The following is a 22460-nucleotide window of genomic DNA, read 5'->3' as shown; positions in this document are numbered from 1 at the left end:
GGGGACATCAAACCACACAGGAACCCAACTTCATGCCATCACACCGCCCCCCGTTCTTCGCCAGCGCCCGCGGTCGCCTGCTGATTTTCAATCTGCTGGTGGTCGCCGTGACGCTGATGGTGAGCGGTGTGGCGGTGCTCGGCTTCCGTCACGCCAGTCAAATCCAGGAGCAGGTGCAGCAGCAAACGCTGGACGATATGACCGGCAGCATGAACCTGGCCCGCGATACCGCCAACGTGGCGACGGCGGCGGTGCGGCTCTCGCAGGTGGTGGGGGCGCTCGAGTACAAAGGGGAAGCCGAGCGCCTCAAGCAGACGCAAATGGCCCTGCGCCATTCGCTAGAGCAGCTTGCGGAGGCGCCGCTGGCGCAGCAGGAGCCAGCCCTGGTGGCGCGTATTATTCAACGAAGCAATGAGTTACAGCAGAGCGTGACGGAGATGCTGGAGCGCGGACAGCGACGCCATCTTGAGCGTAACACGTTGCTGAGCTCGCTATACCAAAGCCAGAGTTACTTGCGTCATCTGCAGGACATCAACCGCCGTTATGACAGTAACGTACCGGGTGCGCAGCAGCTGATGGAGATGGACCGGCTGATCGCCGCCGCCATCGATACCCCTTCGCCGCGCGCGACCATCCAGCAACTGGACGCGGTGGCCGCAACGTTGCCCCGGCGTGCCGCACAGCCGGTCGTAAAGACGGTTCTGCCTGATTTTAATGCCGAGCTAGGTCAGCTCGCCCCGCTGTCGAAGCAGCTGGAGGAGAGCGATCTGGCGATAAGCTGGTATATGTTCCACATCAAGGCGCTGGTGGCGATCCTCAACAGCGACATCAATCAGTACGTTGAGCAGGTGGCGCAGGCCTCCCGGCTTCGCACCGCCCAGAGCCATCACGAACTGCAATCCATCAGCGTATTTATCACCATTTTCGCCGTGCTGGCACTGATCATCACCGGGTGTGCCTGCTGGTATATCTACCGCAATCTGGCCTCCAACCTGACGGCCATTTCCCGGGCGATGTCGCGTCTTGCTCACGGCGAACAGGATGTGTCCGTCCCCGCGCTGCAGCGGCGCGATGAGCTGGGTGAACTGGCGCGCGCGTTTAACGTTTTTGCCCGCAATACCGCCTCGCTTGAGCACACCACGCGCCTGCTGAAAGAAAAAACCACGCAGATGGAGATCGACCGCATTGAGCGTCAGGGGCTGGAAGAGGCGCTGCTGCACAGCCAGAAAATGAAGGCCGTTGGGCAACTGACGGGCGGGCTGGCGCATGATTTTAATAATCTGCTGGCGGTGATCATCGGCAGTCTTGAGCTCACCGACCCCGAATCAAACGACGCGCCGCGCATCAGCCGGGCGCTGAAGGCGGCCGAGCGTGGCGCCTTACTGACCCAGCGCCTGCTGGCGTTTTCCCGCAAGCAATCCCTGACGCCGCATGCGGTAGAGATGCAGCCGCTGCTGGAGAACCTCCGGGAACTGCTGCGTCACTCCTTGCCCGCCACCCTGACCCTGGAAATTGAAGCGCAATCCCCGGCATGGCCCGCATGGATCGACGTCAGCCAGCTGGAAAACGCCATCATTAATCTGGTGATGAACGCGCGCGATGCGATGGAAGGGCAAAGCGGGGTGATTAAAATTCGCACCTGGAATCAGCGCGTTACCCGCAGCGACGGACGCAGGCAGGATATGGTGGCGCTGGAAGTCATTGACCGCGGCAGCGGCATGTCGCAGGAGGTCAAATCCCGGGTCTTTGAACCGTTCTTCACCACCAAACAGACCGGGAGCGGGAGCGGGTTAGGCCTGTCGATGGTGTACGGCTTTGTGCGCCAGTCCGGTGGTCGCGTGGAGATTGAAAGCGCGCCGGGACAGGGAACGACCGTGCGGCTTCACCTCCCGCGCTCGACGCAGCCCGCCGCTGCAGCTGATGAAGCGCTGTCAGCCACCGCCTCCGTCGAGAGTGAGCGCCTGGTGCTGGTGCTGGAGGATGAAGCGGATGTCCGTCAGACCCTGTGCGAGCAGTTGCACCAGCTTGGCTATCTGACGCTCGAAGCGGACAACGGCGAGCAGGCGCTGAACATGCTGGCGGCGTCGCCGGATATTGGCATGTTTATCAGCGACCTGATGTTACCCGGAAGCCTGAGCGGGGCCGAGGTGATTAGCCATGTGCGCAGTCATTATCCGCAGCTTCCGGTGCTGCTGATCAGCGGCCAGGATTTACGGCCCTCGCATAATCCTCAGCTGCCGGACGTTCCGTTATTGCGTAAGCCGTTTACGCGGGCGCAGCTGGCGCAGGCTCTGCGGAAAATATGCTTTTAAATGCCCCTGTTTAGGATTTCATCAAGAGCATCGTTGACGCCGGTGATGTTAATCTGCGCAAAATTTAGCAGATTGGGATATAAAAGGAATTATGCCGGTACTCACAAAGGGGGACTCACAAATGATCGTGATGCCTACAACATACAGCCCGAGCACAATTGCCAGGTCGTTTAAACTCGTTGATGAGTTTGAGCTTTCCGGGCGAGTGCTACATGTTATTTTTGACAGCCAGACGCCAAGAGCTGCGATTATTGAAGCGGATATCGAAACCTTCGATGGGGTGCCCCGGCATCGGGTTGTTGCTGCCCTGGATTTACAACGTAAAACGCATTTGGGTGAAGATATCATTGCCGTCGAGCGCTGTTGGGAAGATGCCAATGTTATTCAGGTAGAAGGTATCTGTGTTGATCCCGCCGAGCGTGACAAGGGACTGGCAACTCGCCTGTATGAAGCCCTGGTATTACAGTGTGGCGTGACACTTGTCAGCGACTTTGAACAATATGAGGGTGGGAAGATGCTCTGGCAGAAAATTGCCCGCGAGTCTGACCAAATCGCTGTATTTGTTCTCGATACCGAGCAGGGCGCATTTTGGCCGTATGATGGCAGCAAGGTTATCTATGACGGAGGGTGTATCCCCGAAGATCGTATCTGGAGCCATTCGCCGGATCAAAAATGCTACGGCATCGTCCTGGTCGCAGAAAATAAACAGCGTGCGAATCAACTGATGGAAGTCCCAGGACACAACTGAATTTGAGATTCCTCCGCTACCCCCGTTTCCTGCTGTTCATTATCGTAAGGCCAGTTCACCTGCGAGTCTGGCCTTATGAAACGTTACTCAACTGCTCTGTTATTTGGTCTGCTGTCTCTCACCAGCCAACTGGCTCATGCCGACATTGTTGATGATGCTATTGGCAACATTCAGCAGGCGATCAACGATGCCTACAACCCCAGCAGCAGCCGCAGCAATGACGACGACGATCGTTATGACCGCAGCCGTCAAATCGACAGTCGACAGTACGACGATCGTCGTCGGCAGCTCGAAGACAGACGCCGCCGTTTAGACGAGCGCCAGCGCCAGCTGGATGACGACAGGCGTCGGTTAGAAGAGGATGAGCGCAGGTTAGAAGACGATTACGATCGAGGCTAAAGCCTGGTGGCGCTTCGCTGACGCAGGCCTGCAAAAACCTGGACCGTAGGCCGGGTAAGGCGCAGCCGCCACCCGGCAAAACTCAGTCCAGTACCAGCACCATCCCGTCATACCCCGCTTCAATGCCGTCGGGCAGTGGGTTATCCATCATCCATACGTCAAACTGATGGCTGATGTGCGTCAGGATCACCTGCGGACAGCCAATCACCTCGTTTAGCGCCATCACGGTATTTAAGTCGCAATGGTTTCGCGGCGTTTCGTCGCGCGGTGCATGGCTGCAGTCGATAATCATCGCCTGCGGCTGATTGTTGAGCAGGAACTTCACCGTTTTTTCCGGCAGTCCGGCGGTGTCGGACAGCCAGGCCACGCGGCTGTGGGCCGACTCCAGCAAATACCCGAAGGTCAGTTTCGAATGGTTGAGCGGCAGCGGCGTGACCCGCATACCCTGAAGCTCAAACATAACAAAGGGGTCGACCGTGTGGCTGAAATCCAGAATCCCCGGATGTTTAAACAGGTCGTCGCATCCTGCTTCATCCGGCGGACCGTAAACGGGGATCGTCGCGCCCACGCCCCAGCGCAGGGGGAAGAGTCCCTGGACGTGATCCATATGGTAATGGGTCAGCAAAAATTGCTGAAAGCTGCCTGCGGCCCAGTCGTCCATCAGGTGCGGAATACCGGCATCCAGCAGGGTCACCGCATCGTTGAATTTGACCACCGCGCTACAGGGACGACGGCGATAGTTATCCTGCAGGCGCGCCCGGCGACACGCCGCGCAGTCGCAGCCAAAGACCGGCACGAGTTGCGCGCTTCCGGTTCCTGTTAACGTGATCGTCAGACTCATAACGTACCTCTACAGCGGTTTGGTGAATCGGAAATGGCTCTGCGTATATCCTTCACGAACGTAAAAACGATGGGCATCCACGCGCTTCACGCTGGTGGAGAGTTCGGTCAGCTCCGCGCCGGCCTCTCGTGCTACCCCTTCCGCCCAGGCCAGCAGCTGGCTGCCCACCTTTAACCCGCGCGCCTGCGGCATCACCACCAGCTCCTGGATCTCGCCGATCCAGCGCGCGTGATGGAGATGAAACTGCAGGTGCAGGCCGATCATGCCGATGACCTGCCCGTCCAGTTCGGCAAGCTGATAGCGCATATTGCGATCCTGCAGATTGGCAAGATAGCCCGCGTGAAACGTCTGGCGATCGAACTCGGCCTGCTTTAACTCGCAGATTAACGCGTAAACGATTTGCGCATCGTCGGCGGTGGCGGGACGAAGCGTGCAGTCAGGCATGCTGTTTCTCCTTCTGACGGATAAGCGATAAAAAGGTCTCGACTGACTGTAGCAAACTTCCGTCGTTATTGAGGACGTGGCAGTCGGACGGGGTATAGCGGGCCGCACGATCCAGCCGCTGGTCGATCTCACGGGCGGATTCACGCCCCCGGCTCTGCAACCGGCTGCGCAGGACGTCCGGTGAAACCTGCAGGCAGACCGGCAGCAGGGCCGCTCCATAGCGGGCGCGCGCTTGCGAAAGATGCGCCCGTGAACCGTTGACCAGCACGTCGAACCCCGCATGCAGCCACAGATCGGTCTCGATGCCGATCCCGTAGTAATAGCCGTTGGCGTGCCAGCTCAGCGCCAGCAGATTTTGCCCGGCACGGGTGAAAAACTCCTGCTCGCTCAGGGCGATATGGTTTTCACTCCCCGCATTCGCCGCCCGGGTAATGTACCGGTGCGCCACCAGCAGTTGCGGATGCTCCTGCTGCCGTAAGGCGGACAGCAGGCTGTCCTTACCGGAGCCGGACGGCCCCATTAACCAGATAAGTCTTCCCATCAGAACACCCTCTTTCCCTGACGCCAGACGTGGTCGATATGGATGTGCTCGCCCCTGCGGTGGGCCAGCACCAGATCCGCCCGCTTGCCTTCGGCTATCTCGCCGCGATCCTGCAGGTTAAGCGCCGAGGCCGGGTTTTTCGTCACCAGGCGAATCGCTTGTGGTAGCGTAAAGCGGTTGCCCTCGTCGTCGGCCACCCGGAACGCCGCGTCGAGCAGGCTGGCGGGGTAATAGTCGGACGAGAGGATATCCAGCAGGCCGAGGGAAGCGAGCTTGCTTGCCGCGACGTTGCCGGAGTGTGAGCCGCCGCGCACGATGTTCGGTGCGCCCATCAGCACGTTCATCCCGTGCTTGCGGGAGGCTTCAGCCGCCTCGAACGTGGTGGGAAATTCGGCGATCACGCTGCCAAGCTGATGGGATTCGACCACGTGATCGTGTGTGGCGTCGTCATGGCTGGCCAGCGCGATATTACGGTCCCGGCACATCGCCGCGATCCTGAGACGGTTAGGCTGCGACCACTGCGCCGCAAGCGCCAACTGCTCTTCTTCGTAACGGGCCATCTCCGCATCGCTGAGAGAATATTTGCCCTGATAGTATTCGCGATACTTTTCGATGTTGGCGAACTGACGCTGCCCCGGCGAGTGGTCCATCAGGGAGACCAGCGAGACTGGCTCGCGGCCTACCAGCTTTTCAAACAGCGGCAGGGTGGTGTGGTGCGGCAGCTCGCAGCGCAGGTGCAGGCGGTGCTCGGCGCGGTTGAGGCCGCGTTTTTGCGTCTCCTCCACGGCGTTGATCATCTTCTCCAGGTTCTCCAGACGGTCGCCGCCGTCGCGCACGTCACCGATGGCCACCGCGTCCAGTACGGTGGTGATGCCGCTAGCGACCATCAGCGCGTCGTGGCTGCTCATCGCTGAATGCGCGGGCCAGTCCACCTTCGGCCGTGGCGTGAAGAACTTGTCCAGATTATCGGTATGCAGTTCGATCAGCCCCGGCAGCAGCCAGCCGCCGTCGCCGTCCATCGCTTCGGGTGAGCGGCTCTGGGTTTCGGCAAACGCGCGGATTGTTCCGTCCTGGATCTCAATCGAGCCGCCAACCACCTCATTGTCCAGTACCAGCTTGACGTTATTGATAATCATGCGGGAGTCCCCATTGGGTGCAGCCGGTCCGCGACGCGGGTGCGAACGTTCTCGTCGTGGAAGATCCCGACGATCGCCGCCCCGCGCGCTTTGGCCTGTTCGATCAGTTCCACCACGGCGGCGCTGTTTTTGCTGTCGAGCGAGGCGGTAGGTTCATCCAGAAGTAAAATCGGGTAATCGACGATAAAGCCGCGGGCGATGTTGACGCGCTGCTGCTCGCCGCCGGAAAAGGTCGACGGGGCAAGGTGCCACAGGCGCTCGGGCACATTGAGGCGCGTCAGCAGGCTGGCGGCTTTGGCGGCGCAGGTTTCGCGCGGCACGCCGAGATCCAGCAGCGGCTGCATCACCACGTCGAGGGCGGAGATCCGCGGGATCACCCGCAGAAACTGGCTCACCCAGCCGATCGTCGTGCGGCGCACGTCCAGCACCTTACGCGCGGGGGCCTGTACCAGGTCGACCCATTCATCGCCGTGGCGAATATGAATATGGCCTTCGTCGGGTAAATAGTTGGCGTAGAGGGAGCGCAGCAGGGTCGATTTTCCGCTGCCGGAATGGCCGTGCAGCACCACGCATTCGCCGCGATTAACCTCCAGAGAGGCATTTTGCAGAACCGGCAGACGCACGCCGTTTTGCTGGTGGAGCACAAAGGTTTTACTTACGTTTTGTACGTGGATCATGTTGGCCTCGCGATTTGTTTTGCCGGGTGGCGGCTTCGCCTTACCCGGCCTACAAGATGCGGTGTTCGTGTTGCCGGGTGGCGGCTACGCCTTACCCGGCCTACAGGTGCGCTATTCGTAGGCCGGGTAAGCGCAGTGCCACCCGGCAGCAGCAACCTCAGTTCTGCAACACGGACGACACCAGCAGCTGGGTGTAGGGATGGTGGGGATCGTCGAGCACACGGTCGGTTAACCCACTTTCCACCACTCGACCCTGCTTCATCACCAGCAGGCGGTCCGCCAGCAGGCGCGCAACGCCCAGATCGTGGGTGACAATCACCACTGCCAGGTTCAGCTCTACCACCAGGCCGCGCAGCAGGTCGAGCAGGCGAGCCTGCACCGAGACGTCCAGCCCGCCGGTGGGTTCATCCATAAACACCAGCTTCGGGTGCGTGACCAGGTTGCGGGCGATTTGCAGGCGCTGCTGCATACCGCCGGAGAAGGTGGTGGGCAGGTCGTCGATGCGCGAGGCGGGGATTTCCACTTCTTCCAGCCAGTGTTGCGCCGTAGCGCGGATATTGCCGTAGTGGCGCGCGCCGGTGGCCATCAGGCGTTCGCCGATATTTCCCCCCGCCGAGACCTGACGGCGCAGGCCGTCCATCGGGTGCTGGTGCACCACGCCCCACTCGGTGCGCAGCAGGCGGCGGCGCTCGGCCTCGCTCATGCCGTAGAGCGAGGCGCCCTCATACAAAATGTCGCCGTTCTGCGGCGTCAGGCGCGCGGAGATGGACTTCAGCAGGCTGGTTTTGCCTGAGCCGGACTCGCCGACAATCCCCAGCACTTCACCCGGCCACAGCTCGAACGACACGTCGCTAAAGCCTTTGCCCGGCGCATACAGGTGGGTCAGGTTGTTAACCGAAAGCAGCGGTTTCATTGGCCGTTCGCCTCGCTCTGTTGGCGGCAAAAATCGGTGTCGGAGCAGACAAACATCCGTTTGCCCGTGTCATCCAGCACCACTTCATCCAGATAGCTGTGTTTGGAACCGCAGATGGCGCACGGCTCGTCCCACTCCTGCACCGTAAACGGGTGATCGTCGAAATCCAGGCTTTCGACACGCGTGTAGGGCGGGACGGCGTAGATGCGTTTTTCACGTCCGGCACCGAACAGCTGCAGGGCGGGCATCATGTCCATCTTCGGATTATCGAATTTCGGGATCGGCGACGGGTCCATGACGTAGCGCCCGTTGACCTTCACCGGGTAGGCATAGGTGGTGGCGATATGGCCGAAGCGGGCGATATCCTCATACAGCTTCACCTGCATCACGCCGTACTCTTCCAGGGCGTGCATGGTGCGGGTTTCGGTTTCGCGCGGCTCGATAAAGCGCAGCGGCTCCGGGATCGGTACCTGGAAAATCAAAATCTGATCTTCCGTCAGCGGGGTTTCCGGAATGCGGTGGCGGGTCTGGATCAGCGTCGCGTCTTCGGTTTTTTCCGTGGTCGCGACGCCCGTTACCCGCTGAAAGAAGTTGCGGATCGACACGGCGTTGGTGGTGTCGTCCGCGCCCTGGTCGATCACTTTCAGCACGTCTGCTTCACCGATCACGCTGGCGGTGAGCTGGATACCGCCGGTACCCCAGCCGTAGGGCATCGGCATTTCGCGGCCGCCGAACGGCACCTGATAGCCCGGAATTGCCACCGCTTTAAGTATCGCTCGGCGGATCATGCGTTTGGTTTGCTCATCCAGATAGGCAAAGTTGTAGCCGCTTAAGTTAGCCATGTTTGCGCTCCCGTTGCAGGCGTTTCAGCAGTTCCAGTTCGGCCTGGAAATCGACGTAGTGCGGCAGCTTGAGGTGCGAGACGAAGCCCGCGGCCTCGACGTTATCCGCGTGGGCCAGAACGAACTCTTCGTCCTGCGCCGGGCCCGCGATGTGTTCGCCGTAGTCCGGCGCCTGCAGGGCGCGGTCGACCAGCGCCATGGCCATCGCCTTGCGCTCGCCAAGGCCAAACACCAGCCCGTAGCCGCGGGTAAAGTGCGGGTCTTCATTTTCGGGCGCGACAAAACCGTTCACCATTTCGCATTCGGTCATCAGCAGTTCGCCGACGTTCACCGCAAAACCTAACTCTTCCGGCACGATTTCAACGTCGATGTAGCCGCTGCGAATTTCGGCGGCAAACGGATGGTTACGCCCGTAGCCGCGCTGGGTGGAGTAGGCCAGCGCCAGCAGATAGCCTTCGTCGCCGCGCATCAGCTGCTGCAGGCGGGACGAGCGTGAACACGGGTAGACCGGCGGCGTGCGGGTGATGTCATCCGGCTGCGCGCCGGAGTCCTCTTCCGCCTTCGCAAGGCCCTGTTTCGCCAGCAGGCTGAAGACGTGCGGAGACGGTTCCTGTTCGGCGTCAGAGGTACTGAGTCGTGGCGCTTCGCCGTTCGCCAGCAGGGTAAAATCCAGCAGGCGATGGGTGTAGTCACAGGTAGGGCCAAGCAGCTGGCCGCCGGGGATGTCTTTATAAACGGCAGAAATGCGGCGCTCCAGGCGCATCTCCGCCGTATTCACCGGCTCGCTGACCGCCAGTTTCGCCAGCGTGGTGCGGTAGGCGCGCAGCAGGAAGATCGCTTCCACGTTATCACCGCTGGCCTGCTTCAGGGCCAGCGCCGCCAGCTCGCGGTCGGCGATGCCGCCTTCGGTCATTACCCGGTCTACGGCGAGATTAAGCTGCTGCTCGATTTGGGCGACGCTCAGCTCGGGGAGCTGTTCATCGCCCCGTCGTCTGTGCGCCTGCAGCGCATGGGCGGCGGCGATGGCCTTCTCGCCCCCTTTAACGGCAACGTACATCAGCACACCTCCACGTGGGTGGTCCGCGGGATGGCCAGCAGGCGTTCGCCGCAGGTCAGGATCAGGTCAATGCCCAGCGGGAACGGGTGCGGGCGCTCGGTCAGCTCGTGAATGATGCACTCCGGCAGCTGCGGCGCGACCATGCGCTCGTCGGCGATGCCTGCGCCCGTCAGGCGCAGCATGCGGCCGCCGCTCAGGCTGGCAACCTGCAAAATCAGCGTGGCGCTGGTCTCCGGCGCGATTGCGGTGCCTTCGCTCAGGGCATTCAGCTGTTCATGGCTGATTTGTTCGTCGGCCACGGCAAAGATCGCCTGCCGGGGCTGATCGACCAGCGGAGCGCCGGTGTGAAAACGCAGGTTCTGGCTGGCGATGTCGTTCGACAGGGCGCCCGAAAGCCATACCGGGGTATCGTTGTCGGCCAGGGTCAGCAGTACGCTGGTGGTGGCCAGATTTAGCGGCAGCCAGCCCTGGGAGAGCTGGTGCAGCGAGACAATAACTCCCGGCTCGCTCATGGCCTTCAGCAGGCGACGAAAACTGTGTTGGGCATCCTGGACGGCCAGGGTAAAAGCAGGTTGAAGCGTCATGCGTTGTCTCCGCGAACGAGCGTAAAGAAGTCGACCCGGCTGGTATTCACTTCGGCCTGACGCGCGGCAAGACGTGCGGCGCGGTCGGCCTCCAGCGGGGAAATAAGGGTTTCCATCAGCGTCTGGAAATGCGGTGGTTCCTGTAAAAGCGCGTCGATGACCGCGCAGCGCTCGGCGTGGGCTTTATCACGCCCCAGCACGTAGCTGTAGCCCAGCGTGCCGCTGTGCAGGCGGATCGCTGCGCGGGTGAGGGTGGCATCCCCGGCGAAAAAGCGCTCGCCGGTGCCGCCCATGCGCGCCTGGATCTGCACAAGGCCGATCTCCGGCGCGCGGAGGATGTCGTACCCGGGAGCCAGGCTAAGGGCGTTCATGCGGGCAGACAGCGCAGCAGGCTGGCTGTGGGCCAGCACGCGCATCCAGCGCTGTCGGGTGGCGGTGTCGAAGTGCATTCAGTGCTCCATGGTGAATTCGATCATGTCGGCGCGGGTCAGGCTGACGGAGTATTCCGTCGCGTCGATCTCGCCGTCACGGTGGTTGAGGGTGCGCACGCAGAGCAGCGGGGCCATATTGGGGATTTCGAGCACTTTGCTCTCTTTCGCCTGCGCGCGGCGGGCGCTGATGCGCGTCTGGGTGCGTTTCAGCGCAATGCCTGTCGCATTCTGAAGAAAATCATGCAGCGAACCGCTGGAGAAATTCTGCAGCACCGGCCAGAGGGTGAGATCCGCGAAGTAGTGGTCTATCTGGCACACCGCGACGCCGTTGACCCGGCGCAGCGTGCGCAGGTGGATGACGTTGTCGCCCTCCTGAATACCCAGCGCGTCCGCCACGTGGCTGGAGGCCGGGCGTAATACCGAGAGCAGCTTTTCGCTGGTCGGGTGGCTGCCCTGATCCAGCAGGTTCTGGCTAAAGCGCGCCTGGGCGTTAAGCGGGTAGTCGAACGGGCGCATCAGCACCAGCACGCCCACGCCCTGACGGCGCTGGACCCAGCCGCGCTCGACTAGCTGGTCAATGGCGCGGCGCAGAGTGTGTCGGTTCACTTCATAGCGGTCGGCAAGCTGCTGCTCGGCAGGAAGGTAGTCTCCGCAGCGGTAGTGCGTGCGCAGCTCCACTTCGAGCTTCGCCGCAATCTCTTGCCAGCGGGTAGGGTAACTGGTCGGATGTCTGGATAAGTGCATAGAAAACAAAGCCTCGCTTCTCAGATGAAGTGCTTACGCAAACGTTGAGAGAGGAAATCCAGCAGGCTGACGGTGATGATGATAAGCACCATCAGGGCACAGGTTTGCTGGAACTGGAAACCGCGAATCGCTTCCCACAGGGTGACGCCAATCCCGCCTGCGCCCACCATGCCGACGACGGTGGCGGAGCGGACGTTGGACTCAAAGCGGTACAGGGAGTAGGAGATCAGCAGCGGCATCACCTGTGGCAGAACGCCGTAGAGGATCTCTTCGATTTTGTTGGCGCCGGTCGCGCGAATGCCTTCCACCGGACCGGGCTCAATGGCTTCGACCGCCTCGGAGAGCAGCTTGGAGAGCACGCCGGTGGTGTGGATGAACAGCGCCATGACGCCCGCAAACGGACCCAGGCCGACGGCGACCACGAACAGCATCGCAAAGACCATTTCGTTGATTGCTCGACAGGCGTCCATCAGGCGGCGCATGGGCTGGTATACCCACCACGGCACGATGTTTTCGGCGCTCATCAGGCCAAACGGAACAGAGAGAATAACGGCCAGCGCGGTGCCCCAGACGGCGATTTGCAGGGTGACCGCCATTTCGCTGAGGTAGTCCTGCCACTGGCTGAAGTCCGGCGGGAAGAAGTCGGCGGCGAAGGTCGCCATGTTGCCCGCGTCTTTGAAGAGCAGCAGCGGATCCATTTCCGCGCCCTTCCAGGAGATAACCAGCACCGCCAGCAGGATGGCCCAGCTTATGAGCGAGAACCAGCTGCGCTTTGGCGGTGGGAGGGTGATGGTTTGCATGTTTGGCTCCGTGGGGCTTTGTGTGCCGGATGGCGCTACGCTTATCCGGCCTACGATCCAAAATGTAGGCCCGGTAAGCGCAGCGCCACCGGGCGAAAAGCGTTACTGCACCGCTTTATTCACGCTGGTCATCGCGCCGAGCGCGGCGGTCAGGCGGTCGAGGTCTTCAAGCTGGGCCTGAATCGCGGCCACTTTGCTGGTCTTCTCCTCGTCCTTCAGGCCTTTGTTGTCCTTCACGCCCTGCATCTCTTTAAACAGCGCCAGCTGGCGAATCGGGACCAGCTGCAGGTCGCTTGACGGGCGGAACGGTGCCCAGCCCAGACGTTCGAGGACTGCTTTCTCTTCCGGCGTTTTGCCATAGGTCATAAAGAAGTCGTACACCTTGTCCTTGGTGCTTTCGGACAGGTTTTTACGCCACACGATCGGGTCGCCGGGGATCAGCGGGGATTTCCAGATAACCTTGATCTCTTTCAGCTTGTCCGGTGCGGAGGTCTTCAGCTTGTCGAGGTTCTCGGTGTTGTTGGTGGCAACATCCACCTGCTTGTTGGCCACGGCCAGGGCGTTGGTTTCGTGGCTGGCGTTCACCGTGCGTTTGAAGTCGCTGGCGGAGGCGTTGTTTTTGGCGAAGACGTAGTAGCCAGGGACAAGGTAGCCGGAGGTAGAGTTCGGATCGCCGTTGCCGAAGGTCAGCTCTTTGCGTTTGGCGAGCATGTCATTGAGGTTGTTGATTGGGCTGTCTTTGTTGACGATCAGCACGCTCCAGTAGCCCGGGGAGCCATCTGCCGCGACGGTCTGGGCAAAGACCTGGCCGTTCGCGCGGTCCACCGCTTCCATGGCGGAGAGGTTGCCGTACCAGGCGATGTCTACTTTATTAAAGCGCATCCCCTGGATGATGCCTGCATAGTCCGGGGCGAAGAAGGCGTTCACTTTGATCCCCAGTTTGGTTTCCATATCTTTCAGGAACGGTTCCCACTGAGGTTTCAGGTTTTGCTGTGATTCCGTCGAAATAATGCCGAAGTTCAGCGCTTTTTCCTGCTCTTGTGCATACGCCGGGCTTAACAGGGTGCTGAGGCTGAACATGCTGGTAAAGGCCAGCGCGGCAACGGCTTTGTAGCTCATGTACTTTCCTCGGATCGGGTTTAATTAAGCAGCCTGCGCGTTCTCTTCGACGCGGTTAATGCTGCGGTAGAGATGGTCAAAACGTTCGTTATCAAACTGATGGCTCGCGCCATCAAAGAACACGTGTCCCTGACGCAGGGCGACGATGCGTTCGCAATAGCGCAGGGCGTAATCCACCTGATGCAGCGTGACCACCACGGTAATGCCGTCGTTCTGGTTAATGTCGCGCAGGGTTTCCATCACGATGCGGGCGGACTCCGGGTCCAGCGAGGCAATGGGTTCGTCAGCGAGAATGATTTGCGCTTTCTGCATCAGCGCGCGCGCAATCGCCACGCGCTGCTGTTGTCCACCGGACAGGGTGGAGACGCGCTGGTGGGCGAAGTGCGTCATCCCGACGCGGGTCAGCGCCTGTAAGGCTTCCTGCTTCTGGGAAGGGGTGAACCAGCGCAGACAGGTGCGCCAGAACGGGGTGCTGCCGAGCGCGCCAATCAGCACGTTCTCCAGCACAGTCAGGCGGTTTACCAGGTTGAACTGCTGGAAGATGTAGCCCGTCTGGGCACGGCTCTTGCGGATATCGCTCGCCAGACGCCCCGCGCGCTGCACGGTATTACCCAGCAGCTCGACGTGGCTTTCCGGCGTTTTATCGCCGGTGATAAGCCCGCTCAAATGGCGCAGAAGAGTGGATTTACCCGAGCCGGAAGGCCCGAGAAGCGCCACCATGTCGCCCTGCCGGACGGTCAGATCAACGGCATGCAGAGCCTTGTTGTGATTGAAGGTCTTGCTCAGTTTCTCTACGCGGATGACAGTTTGCATGTGCTGGGCCTCACGATAAATGTGGCCTCATGCTGGCGCATCAATGTGACATTTGGGTTAAGTGCAGGTTGCGGGAGTTTGAAGAGTTGAGCGGAGTTTGATGACAATCACCGTAGGCCCGGTCAGCGCAGCGCCACCGGCGCTGTGGGCGGATGCGCTGCGCGTGTCCTGCCTACGACGTTTGTTGCTTGACGACGTTAATCATCCACGGCACGCCGTATTTGTCGGTGACTTTACCGAAACCGTGCGCCCAGAAGGTTTCCTGCCAGGCCATTTCGATATTCCCGCCATCGGCAAGGTTGTCGAACCAGCGCTTGCCTTCATTGACGTCCTGGGTGTCGAGCACCAGCGTAAAGCCCGCGTACTGCGCGTTACTGCCGGGCGGCAACCCGTCGCTCATCATGATATCGCTGCCCGCAATGCGGACGTTGGAGTGGGCGATAGCCGAATCCGGAAATTGCATACCGGACGGACAGCCTTCATCGCTGTTATCGCTTTTTGGCATTTCGCCGAAGGTAATTTTATAGAGAAGCTCTGCGCCGACGGCTTGCTGGTAGAAGGCGGTGGCCTCAGCGCAGTTGCCGGCGAAAGAGATGTAGGGACTTAACGGCATAATCTTTACCTCACGTAAGAAAAGCCCATTAAGTGTAGTTCCCGAAAGCCCGGCAAGCGAAGCGCCACCGGGCGGGTAAATCAGTTCTTTTTCACGAACTCAGATTTCAGTTTCATCGGACCGAAGCCGTCAATTTTGCAGTCGATATTATGATCGCCTTCAACCAGACGGATATTCTTCACTTTGGTGCCGATTTTCAGCATGGAAGAACTGCCTTTCACCTTCAGGTCCTTAACGACGGTAACGCTGTCACCGTCCGCCAGCAGATTGCCGTTCGCATCTTTCACGATGAGCGCATCAGCATCCTGAGCCGGCTCGGCATCATTCCATTCATGAGCGCATTCCGGGCAGATGAACATGCCATTATCTTCATAGGTGTATTCAGAATTGCATTTTGGGCAGTGTGGAAGTGACATATCGGTATCCTCAAAAGTGTAAACGCGCTGGAAAGTGCCAGCAAAATGACGGCAGGGTGCCGAAAAAGGCGGCAAGTATAGCGCAAATCCACACCGTTGTCGGTGATATTGTGAATTAAAAAAGGCAAAAAGCGTATCGGGAGTGACACGTTCTGTCAGTCAGTTAAGCGATGCTTATGCCCATTAACACGGTGGGAAGAAATGACGATAAATATATCGAATATTTTATTGCAGCAAATTGCTACGCTCTGCCATTTCGGATAAGGTGAAGCGACACATTGTTATTTATCGCCGGACTTCACTGCCCTACATATCTTATGGCAGTGGCGCATTACCTCTCTTTTTAGGTGGATAAATAATGATGATATATCCTGAAGTTTCTTAAAAATGGGCTACGCTTTTTTCTTTTGGCTAACGGGCCAGGAGAGAAGCTATACACGCCATGCAAGGATAGTGAATTATTTCTGATTATCTTCAATCAGTTATATTTCGGCGAACATGTTTTCCACACGTGATCATATAAGCCTGAACGACATAATTAAAACAAGTGGCTTAATAAAAGTAATAAATTTGCGTTAAGGAAAGGCTTTTATCATGCACACACAGACCATTTTTGAATTAAGCCAGGAAGCGGAGCGTTTGTTACAGCTTGCCCTGCAAAATCTTGATACGTTGAAATCAATGCCGACTGCAATGCTGGAGAGCACTGCGGCTGCTATTACAGGCGAAACGAACAACGTTTTACCTTTGCATTTTAGCGCGCGCGGCGTCGACGCGCAGCAGGCGATGCTGAATAATGAATTACGGAAAATAACCCGGCTGGAAATGGTCCTGGCCATTGTGGGCACCATGAAAGCGGGAAAATCGACCACCATTAATGCGATTGTGGGTACCGAAGTGCTGCCGAACCGCAATCGTCCGATGACGGCGCTGCCGACGCTGATTCGCCACACGCCGGGCCAGAAGGAGCCGGTGCTGCATTTCTCTCATGCCTCCCCGATTGATGAATTGATCCAACTGCTTCAGAAACAGCTATGCGATTACGATCGCGGGAAGCTGGCCCAGCGTCTGGAAATTGATAAAGACATGAATACGCTGCTGGAGCGCATTGAAAAAGGGGAAGCGTTTGAGAAGCATCATCTGGGCGCGCAGCCGATATTTCATTGTCTGAAAAGCCTCAATGACCTGGTGAGACTTTCCCAGGCGCTGGGCGTGGCGTTTCCGTTCTCGGAATATGCGGCTATCGAACATATCCCGGTCATTGAAGTGGAGTTCGTGCATCTTGCGGGCCTGGATGCCCACCTCGGGCAGTTGACGCTGCTCGACACACCCGGGCCGAACGAGGCCGGACAGCCGCATCTGCAAAAAATGCTCAGCGAGCAACTCTCTCGCGCATCGGCGGTGCTGGCCGTGATGGATTATACCCAGCTTAAATCCATCTCTGATGAAGAAGTCCGCCAGGCCATTTCCGCGGCGGGAAAATCGGTGCCGCTGTATGCGCTGGTGAATAAATTCGATCAGAAAGATCGCAATAGCGACGATGAAGAACAAATCCGGGCGATGATCTCCGGCACCTTAATGAAAGGCAATATTTCGCCTGGGCAGATTTATCCCGTGTCGTCCATGTGGGCGTATCTGGCGAACCGCGCGCGCTACGAGTTGAGTACGCACGGGCAACTGCCGGATCATCAGGAGCAACCCTGGGTGCAGGATTTCGCCGAAGCGGCACTCGGACGTCGCTGGCGTACGGCGGACCTGGACGATATCGACCATATCCGACATTCTGCCGATTTGCTCTGGGAAGATTCGCTCTTCGAGCAACCGATACGTAAGCTGATTTACGCCGCCTATGCCAATGCCTCGCTATACGCGCTGCGTTCGGCCTCGCATAAGCTGCTCAACTACGCGCAAAATGCCCGCGAGTATCTCGATTTCCGCTATCAGGGGCTGACGGTGGCCTTTGAGGCGCTCGAACTGAATATCGCACGTCTGGAAGAGGACATGGCGCTTTTGCAGACGCGTCAGTGCGTGGTGAGCGATGAGGTGAAACACGAGGTTGAGGAAGCGCTGAGCGCTACCGCGGACTTTATCGGGTCCCAAAAAACCGCGCTACATCATGAGATTGACCTGGTGTTCAGCACGCACCCGATTCTTGATTTGCCAGGCACCGAACGGCAGAACCTTCGCGGTGAGGTGCTGAAGCAGCTGGTTCTGGACGATGAAGGGCAGGCGCAGATTGCGCTGAGTAAATTACGCGCCTCCTGCGAGCAGGTGATGCTGGATGCCCAGACGAAGATCGGCCGGGAGCTGGCGTTACGCTTCGATCAGCTGGAGTCCACGCTGGCACGCTCTCTGAACGAAGCCATGCGTCCCATCGAAACGCGTATTAAAGAGCATCTGAGCCATGCGGGTTTTCGGGCACGGATCAGCTTCCCGGCGTTTCAGGCAAGCCAGCTTAACTTCAATACGCGGGCGCTGTTCAACGATGCGATTGCTCAGGACGACAGCCAGGCCGTCCCTCCCTCCGGCGGGAGCAGCATGCGTGAAACGGTCTCTCGTTGGCTCAATAATCCGGGCTGGGGCTGGGACGAGTATGTGGAAACGCGCACGCGGTATGTTATCGACATTGCGCAGCTACATGACAAATTTAAGCAACATATTGATCAGTTTTGTGAACAAATACGTAAAGCTTTGTCCGCGCAGGTCGATGTCTCTGTTACGGCAGGAATGGCGACGTTCTTTGCAGAATTTTCGTTGTGCCTGACCGGGTTACAGGAAAGCTTGCGTGATAGCCTCGCAGTGCGTCAGCAAAATGAGCACTCAACCCGAGCGCTCTGCCAGTTGTTGAAGCAAAGCATCACTACTGCGACGTGGATACAGGAAGATACCCGACTGTTACGCGATGATATTCAAACCCTATTCGCGGCAGAGCAACCATGACAACACCACTACTGGACGGCCCCGGGCGAACGCTGGAGTGTATTAATCCAAAATTTATGGTCGATCTGGTGCAGGGGGGAGACGCAGCGCGTCATCCTCGCCTGGGACCACAGCAGCTGCAGTTTCGTGAGCGTTTGACGCAGGAAATCATGACGCATACCCGGCTACGCCCCTGGGCGATGGCGGGGATGCTCAATGAAAATGCGGGGCTGCGCCTGGGGCTGGCGGAAAAACTGGCCAGCATGCTTGATCCGGGTCATCTCGCGCTGACGCTGATGGCAGAGAAGCTGATTGCGCTGCGTCAGCAGACTCACCCGCGCACCCTGCAGTCCCCTGGACTGACGCAGCAGTACGCCGATCTCGTGTCTCATTTTACCCAACGCGCAGCCTATAAGGAAAAGGCGCTGACCCAGCGCGGCCTGACGGTGCAGGCGGGTGAGCACAGCGAGCAAATTTTTACCCGCTGGCGGGCCGGGCATTATGATGGCTGGTCGCTGGCCGGGCGCTGTTTTATCGTCCTGGAGGAGCTGCGCTGGGGGGCATTTGGCGACGCATGCCGTCTCGCGAACGAAGATGTGGCGGCAATGCTTAAGGATAACCTGCGCAGCATGGCGGCTAACTATCTGGCGCAGGGCATCAATGCCTCCCCCACGACCCGCCATTTTTATCACCAGTGGCTGACAACGCCGGCTTCGCCGGGATTGATCGATCATAAAGATATGCTGGGCTGGCTGGGGGACTGGTGTCAGGCGGATAAGCATCCGGTGAGCTGGTCAGTGACGCAAAACTGGCAGACCGTCGCGCTGGGTATGCCGAGGCTCTGTTCGGCAAAACGGCTGGTGGACGGGATGGTGGAAGAGATTTTTGGGTGAATCCCTTCTTCCCCTCACCTTGATCCTCTCCCCGGGGGGAGAGGGAGTGGTTTGGTGCGGCGCGTTAATGATTCATTTCAATTGGTTTCGGTTCAGGCTGGGTCTCTTGCATATTCCCGTAGCGTTTCGCATACAGCGCCGTGACGATCGGCACCAGAATCGCGGTGACAATCACGCTGGCCGCAACCAGCGCCGTCGCGGAAGCGGCCACCGGTTCGAAGGCCGGGTTAATCTGGGCAATAATCACCGGGTTGGCGACGGCAGCGCCTGCGGCTGAAGAGGCGGCGACGCCCGCTGTGCCATTTCCTCCGCCGATCGCGCGGTCGGCAATGATTAGCGGGATACCGGTGATGATAATTACGGCGACACCCAGCACAATACCCAGCAGGCCGGTATCAAGGATAACCTTCAGATTGATGGTGTTCCCCAGCGCGAAGCCGAAGAACGGGATCAGCACCGGCGTGGCTTTGCTGAAGAAATCACGCAGATCGTGATCGAGATTGCCAAGGGCAAAGCCGATCAGGAAGGGCAGGATCGCACCGACAAAGTGGTGGGGTTCAAAAGAGGCCAGGCCAGCAGACCCCAGGATCAGCATCGTCATCAGCGGGCCAGACTCCAGAGACATCAACACAAATGCGCCGGACTCTTCTTTTGTCCCGTACTGATTCATCAGGCTGGCGTACAATCCGCCGTTAGTCATATCCATCGCTGAGACAATCGCCAGGACCGATAATCCCGCGAAGAACCCGGTCTGAATTCCAGTCTCCGGGATGAACATCGCGCATATCATCGCTACTGCCCAGGCTACCGCTATTTTGGTTATTACCAGCGTACCGGATTTCCGTAATACGGTACCCGTCGCCCGTAAATTAATGGATGCACCGATACAAAAAAACCAGACGGCAAGAATCGGAACCGTGCCCGTTATCATGCCTTTTGTGAAACCGCCAAAATAAGCCCCGGTATCAGGGGCAAGGGTATTCAGGATGGCGCCCAGTACCAGCGGAACCAGCATCATACCGCCGGGTATGCGTTCTATCGTGGCTTTAATCTTCATAGACAATCCTCACATCTGACCCCGCCTGACGGGCGATCGGTGCTAAAATTTAGTCAATAAATTCAATTGATTGGCGTTTGTGCTTGAGGGGCATTTCTCGATAACCCTGCAAGGAAAATAAATGCGTGCTCTCGATTGACCTCATTGGAAAACACATGAAACGTTGTATTCGGATTTATCATGCGATCAATGGAATATTGATTCAATGAAAATAAAACATCGTTTTAGTTATCTTTGTCACATATTCAATGTAAAAACATCGATGGCTTCCTGATGATGAAAATTTATGTAAATTGGATGTGAGAAAACGTGGTTTGTTTTTTTGTTGAGAAAGAACTCATGATGTGTGTGAAGGGGCTCTAAAGGCGGGGATGAGAAAGTGCTTATTTGCACTCATTGACAAATCCGGGAACGAGTTGACCTGACGCTGAAATATGTGTGAAGTTGATCACAAATATAAACGCTGGTAGGGTAAAAAGGTCATTAACTGCCCAGGCAGGCGTCAACAGGTTCGGTTGTATCGACGTAAAACGTCAATGTAAGTAAACCTGCTACGCTTGAATAAGGCGATTCGCATGGAGCGGATCCCATGGTTCACAGAACGTAAACTGGACTGTGAAACAGACAGGGCCGAGTCAACGAGGATAGCTATGCTGAGAAGGAAAAAGATTAAACCCATCACGCTTCGCGACGTCACCATTATTGATGACGCAAAACTGCGTAAAGCGATTACCGCAGCCTCGCTCGGTAATGCGATGGAATGGTTCGATTTTGGTGTCTACGGCTTTGTGGCCTATGCGTTAGGTAAAGTGTTTTTCCCCGGGGCCGATCCCAGCCTGCAGATGATTGCCGCACTGGGTACGTTCTCCGTCCCCTTCCTGATTCGCCCGCTGGGTGGTCTGTTCTTCGGTATGCTCGGTGATAAATATGGTCGTCAGAAGATCCTGGCTATCACCATCGTCATTATGTCGATCAGTACATTCTGTATCGGTCTTATCCCGTCTTACGCTACCATCGGCATTTGGGCACCGATTCTGCTGCTGATCTGTAAGATGGCACAGGGCTTCTCCGTGGGCGGTGAATATACCGGCGCCTCGATCTTTGTTGCCGAGTATTCCCCCGACCGTAAGCGCGGCTTTATGGGAAGCTGGCTGGACTTCGGCTCCATTGCCGGGTTCGTTCTGGGCGCGGGCGTGGTGGTGCTGATTTCAACCGTAGTGGGGGAAGCGAACTTCCTCGACTGGGGCTGGCGTATACCGTTCTTCCTGGCACTGCCGCTGGGGATCATTGGTCTCTACCTGCGTCATGCGCTTGAAGAGACGCCTGCGTTCCAGCAGCACGTCGATAAGCTGGAACAGGGTGACCGTGAAGGGCTGCAGGATGGTCCGAAGGTATCGTTCAAAGAGATTGCCACTAAGCACTGGCGCAGCCTGCTGACCTGTATTGGTCTGGTGATTTCGACCAACGTGACCTACTACATGCTGCTGACCTACATGCCGAGCTATCTGTCGCATAACCTGCACTACTCGGAAGATCACGGTGTGCTGATTATTATCGCCATCATGGTCGGTATGCTGTTTGTGCAGCCGATTATGGGCCTGTTGAGTGACCGTTTTGGCCGTCGACCGTTCATTATTCTGGGAAGCGTTGCGCTGTTTGCGCTGGCAATCCCGGCATTTATTCTGATTAACAGCGATGTGCTGGGGCTGATTTTTGCCGGTCTGCTGATGCTGGCGGTGATCCTTAACTGCTTTATCGGGGTGATGGCCTCAACGCTGCCCGCGATGTTCCCGACCCACATTCGCTACAGCGCGCTGGCCGCGGCCTTTAACATCTCGGTACTGATTGCCGGTCTGACCCCGACGCTTGCCGCCTCGCTGGTGGAGAGCACGCAGAACCTGATGATGCCGGCTTATTACCTGATGGTGATCGCGGTGATTGGTTTGATTACCGGTATTACCATGAAGGAGACGGCGAATCGTCCTCTGAAAGGCGCCACGCCTGCGGCATCGGATATTCAGGAGGCGAAAGAGATCCTGCGTGAGCACTACGATAATGTAGAGCAGAAGATTGAGGATATTGACGCCGAGATTGAAGAGCTGCAGAAAAAACGCTCCCGACTGGTGGATCAGCATCCACGCATCAACGAGTAATAAAGAAA

23 protein-coding genes are annotated in these 22460 nt (G+C 58.1%); 6 read left to right on the top strand and 17 right to left on the bottom strand.

Annotated elements, in window-relative coordinates; genetic code table 11:
• Positions 1–32 precede the first annotated feature (32 nt).
• From ACMGGE_RS15055 to yjdP, 3 genes are all read left to right on the top strand, one after another.
• Entirely contained in the window at positions 33–2312 is a 2280-nt protein-coding gene (locus ACMGGE_RS15055; protein ID WP_420293919.1) for an ATP-binding protein, read from the top strand.
• A 121-nt stretch (positions 2313–2433) separates the two neighbouring features.
• The gene (locus tag ACMGGE_RS15050; protein ID WP_008500049.1) at positions 2434–3060 is read left to right on the top strand and encodes a GNAT family N-acetyltransferase; all 627 of its coding nucleotides are present in this window, start codon (positions 2434–2436) and stop codon (positions 3058–3060) included.
• Positions 3061–3135: 75 nt separating this feature from the next.
• The gene (gene yjdP, locus ACMGGE_RS15045; protein ID WP_033144428.1) at positions 3136–3459 is read left to right on the top strand and encodes a DDRRRQL repeat protein YjdP; all 324 of its coding nucleotides are present in this window, start codon (positions 3136–3138) and stop codon (positions 3457–3459) included.
• Between the two features lie 82 nt (positions 3460–3541).
• Here the strand turns inward: yjdP and phnP are convergent, their stop codons facing one another.
• From phnP to ACMGGE_RS14965, 16 genes are all read right to left on the bottom strand, one after another.
• The gene (gene phnP, locus ACMGGE_RS15040; protein ID WP_048030261.1) at positions 3542–4300 is read right to left on the bottom strand and encodes a phosphonate metabolism protein PhnP; all 759 of its coding nucleotides are present in this window, start codon (positions 4298–4300) and stop codon (positions 3542–3544) included.
• Positions 4301–4309: 9 nt separating this feature from the next.
• Positions 4310–4744, bottom strand: coding sequence for an aminoalkylphosphonate N-acetyltransferase (phnO, locus tag ACMGGE_RS15035; protein WP_262808946.1), 435 nt, complete (start codon positions 4742–4744; stop codon positions 4310–4312).
• Complete coding sequence (gene phnN, locus ACMGGE_RS15030) at positions 4737–5288, bottom strand: ribose 1,5-bisphosphokinase (RefSeq protein ID WP_262808973.1); 552 nt, start codon at positions 5286–5288, stop codon at positions 4737–4739. Before phnN ends, phnO begins: the two co-directional genes overlap by 8 nt.
• The gene (phnM, locus tag ACMGGE_RS15025) at positions 5285–6421 is read right to left on the bottom strand and encodes an alpha-D-ribose 1-methylphosphonate 5-triphosphate diphosphatase (RefSeq protein WP_045909195.1); all 1137 of its coding nucleotides are present in this window, start codon (positions 6419–6421) and stop codon (positions 5285–5287) included. Before phnM ends, phnN begins: the two co-directional genes overlap by 4 nt.
• Positions 6418–7098 carry a phosphonate C-P lyase system protein PhnL gene (phnL, locus tag ACMGGE_RS15020; protein WP_045909196.1) on the bottom strand — a complete coding sequence of 227 codons (681 nt, stop codon included), beginning with the start codon at positions 7096–7098 and terminating at the stop codon, positions 6418–6420. Before phnL ends, phnM begins: the two co-directional genes overlap by 4 nt.
• Before the next feature lie 157 nt (positions 7099–7255).
• The gene (phnK, locus tag ACMGGE_RS15015; protein WP_262805841.1) at positions 7256–8011 is read right to left on the bottom strand and encodes a phosphonate C-P lyase system protein PhnK; all 756 of its coding nucleotides are present in this window, start codon (positions 8009–8011) and stop codon (positions 7256–7258) included.
• Positions 8008–8853, bottom strand: a complete 846-nt coding sequence (gene phnJ / locus ACMGGE_RS15010) for an alpha-D-ribose 1-methylphosphonate 5-phosphate C-P-lyase PhnJ (protein WP_229226663.1) — start codon at positions 8851–8853, stop codon at positions 8008–8010. Before phnJ ends, phnK begins: the two co-directional genes overlap by 4 nt.
• Entirely contained in the window at positions 8846–9910 is a 1065-nt protein-coding gene (locus ACMGGE_RS15005; protein WP_063622847.1) for a carbon-phosphorus lyase complex subunit PhnI, read from the bottom strand. Before ACMGGE_RS15005 ends, phnJ begins: the two co-directional genes overlap by 8 nt.
• On the bottom strand, positions 9910–10494 hold the full coding sequence (gene phnH, locus ACMGGE_RS15000) for a phosphonate C-P lyase system protein PhnH (protein WP_196353094.1): 585 nt from the start codon (positions 10492–10494) through the stop codon (positions 9910–9912). The genes ACMGGE_RS15005 and phnH overlap by 1 nt, the downstream gene beginning before the upstream one ends.
• Positions 10491–10943, bottom strand: coding sequence for a phosphonate C-P lyase system protein PhnG (phnG, locus tag ACMGGE_RS14995; protein ID WP_045909201.1), 453 nt, complete (start codon positions 10941–10943; stop codon positions 10491–10493). The genes phnH and phnG overlap by 4 nt, the downstream gene beginning before the upstream one ends.
• Positions 10944–11669 carry a phosphonate metabolism transcriptional regulator PhnF gene (gene phnF, locus ACMGGE_RS14990; protein ID WP_023326523.1) on the bottom strand — a complete coding sequence of 242 codons (726 nt, stop codon included), beginning with the start codon at positions 11667–11669 and terminating at the stop codon, positions 10944–10946.
• Between the two features lie 20 nt (positions 11670–11689).
• The gene (phnE, locus tag ACMGGE_RS14985) at positions 11690–12469 is read right to left on the bottom strand and encodes a phosphonate ABC transporter, permease protein PhnE (RefSeq protein WP_045909202.1); all 780 of its coding nucleotides are present in this window, start codon (positions 12467–12469) and stop codon (positions 11690–11692) included.
• A 102-nt stretch (positions 12470–12571) separates the two neighbouring features.
• Entirely contained in the window at positions 12572–13588 is a 1017-nt protein-coding gene (phnD, locus tag ACMGGE_RS14980; protein WP_024906756.1) for a phosphonate ABC transporter substrate-binding protein, read from the bottom strand.
• Between the two features lie 24 nt (positions 13589–13612).
• Positions 13613–14401, bottom strand: a complete 789-nt coding sequence (gene phnC, locus ACMGGE_RS14975; protein WP_126534913.1) for a phosphonate ABC transporter ATP-binding protein — start codon at positions 14399–14401, stop codon at positions 13613–13615.
• Positions 14402–14573: 172 nt separating this feature from the next.
• Positions 14574–15014, bottom strand: a complete 441-nt coding sequence (gene yjdN / locus ACMGGE_RS14970; RefSeq protein ID WP_069719680.1) for a VOC family metalloprotein YjdN — start codon at positions 15012–15014, stop codon at positions 14574–14576.
• A gap of 80 nt (positions 15015–15094) precedes the next feature.
• Positions 15095–15430, bottom strand: a complete 336-nt coding sequence (locus ACMGGE_RS14965; RefSeq protein ID WP_008500067.1) for a zinc ribbon domain-containing protein YjdM — start codon at positions 15428–15430, stop codon at positions 15095–15097.
• Between the two features lie 594 nt (positions 15431–16024).
• Between ACMGGE_RS14965 and crfC the strand changes: the two genes are divergently transcribed.
• Together crfC and ACMGGE_RS14955 are read left to right on the top strand one after the other, a co-directional pair.
• The gene (gene crfC / locus ACMGGE_RS14960) at positions 16025–18370 is read left to right on the top strand and encodes a clamp-binding protein CrfC (protein WP_235404017.1); all 2346 of its coding nucleotides are present in this window, start codon (positions 16025–16027) and stop codon (positions 18368–18370) included.
• Entirely contained in the window at positions 18367–19242 is an 876-nt protein-coding gene (locus tag ACMGGE_RS14955; RefSeq protein ID WP_045909207.1) for a diguanylate cyclase regulator RdcB family protein, read from the top strand. Before crfC ends, ACMGGE_RS14955 begins: the two co-directional genes overlap by 4 nt.
• A gap of 64 nt (positions 19243–19306) precedes the next feature.
• Here the strand turns inward: ACMGGE_RS14955 and kdgT are convergent, their stop codons facing one another.
• Positions 19307–20299 (bottom strand): 2-keto-3-deoxygluconate transporter, encoded by a 993-nt coding sequence (gene kdgT, locus ACMGGE_RS14950; protein ID WP_045909208.1) that lies wholly within the window; start codon positions 20297–20299, stop codon positions 19307–19309.
• A gap of 650 nt (positions 20300–20949) precedes the next feature.
• Here kdgT and proP point away from each other — a divergent pair.
• Positions 20950–22452, top strand: a complete 1503-nt coding sequence (proP, locus tag ACMGGE_RS14945; RefSeq protein ID WP_024906762.1) for a glycine betaine/L-proline transporter ProP — start codon at positions 20950–20952, stop codon at positions 22450–22452.
• Positions 22453–22460: the final 8 nt, after the last annotated feature.

Origin of the sequence: Enterobacter sp. BNK-22 (assembly GCF_048684805.1) — a bacterium.
GTDB lineage: Bacteria > Pseudomonadota > Gammaproteobacteria > Enterobacterales > Enterobacteriaceae > Enterobacter > Enterobacter quasiroggenkampii.
The sequence above is the reverse complement of the archived record's forward strand: the minus strand, read 5'-3'. Positions and strand labels throughout refer to the sequence as shown.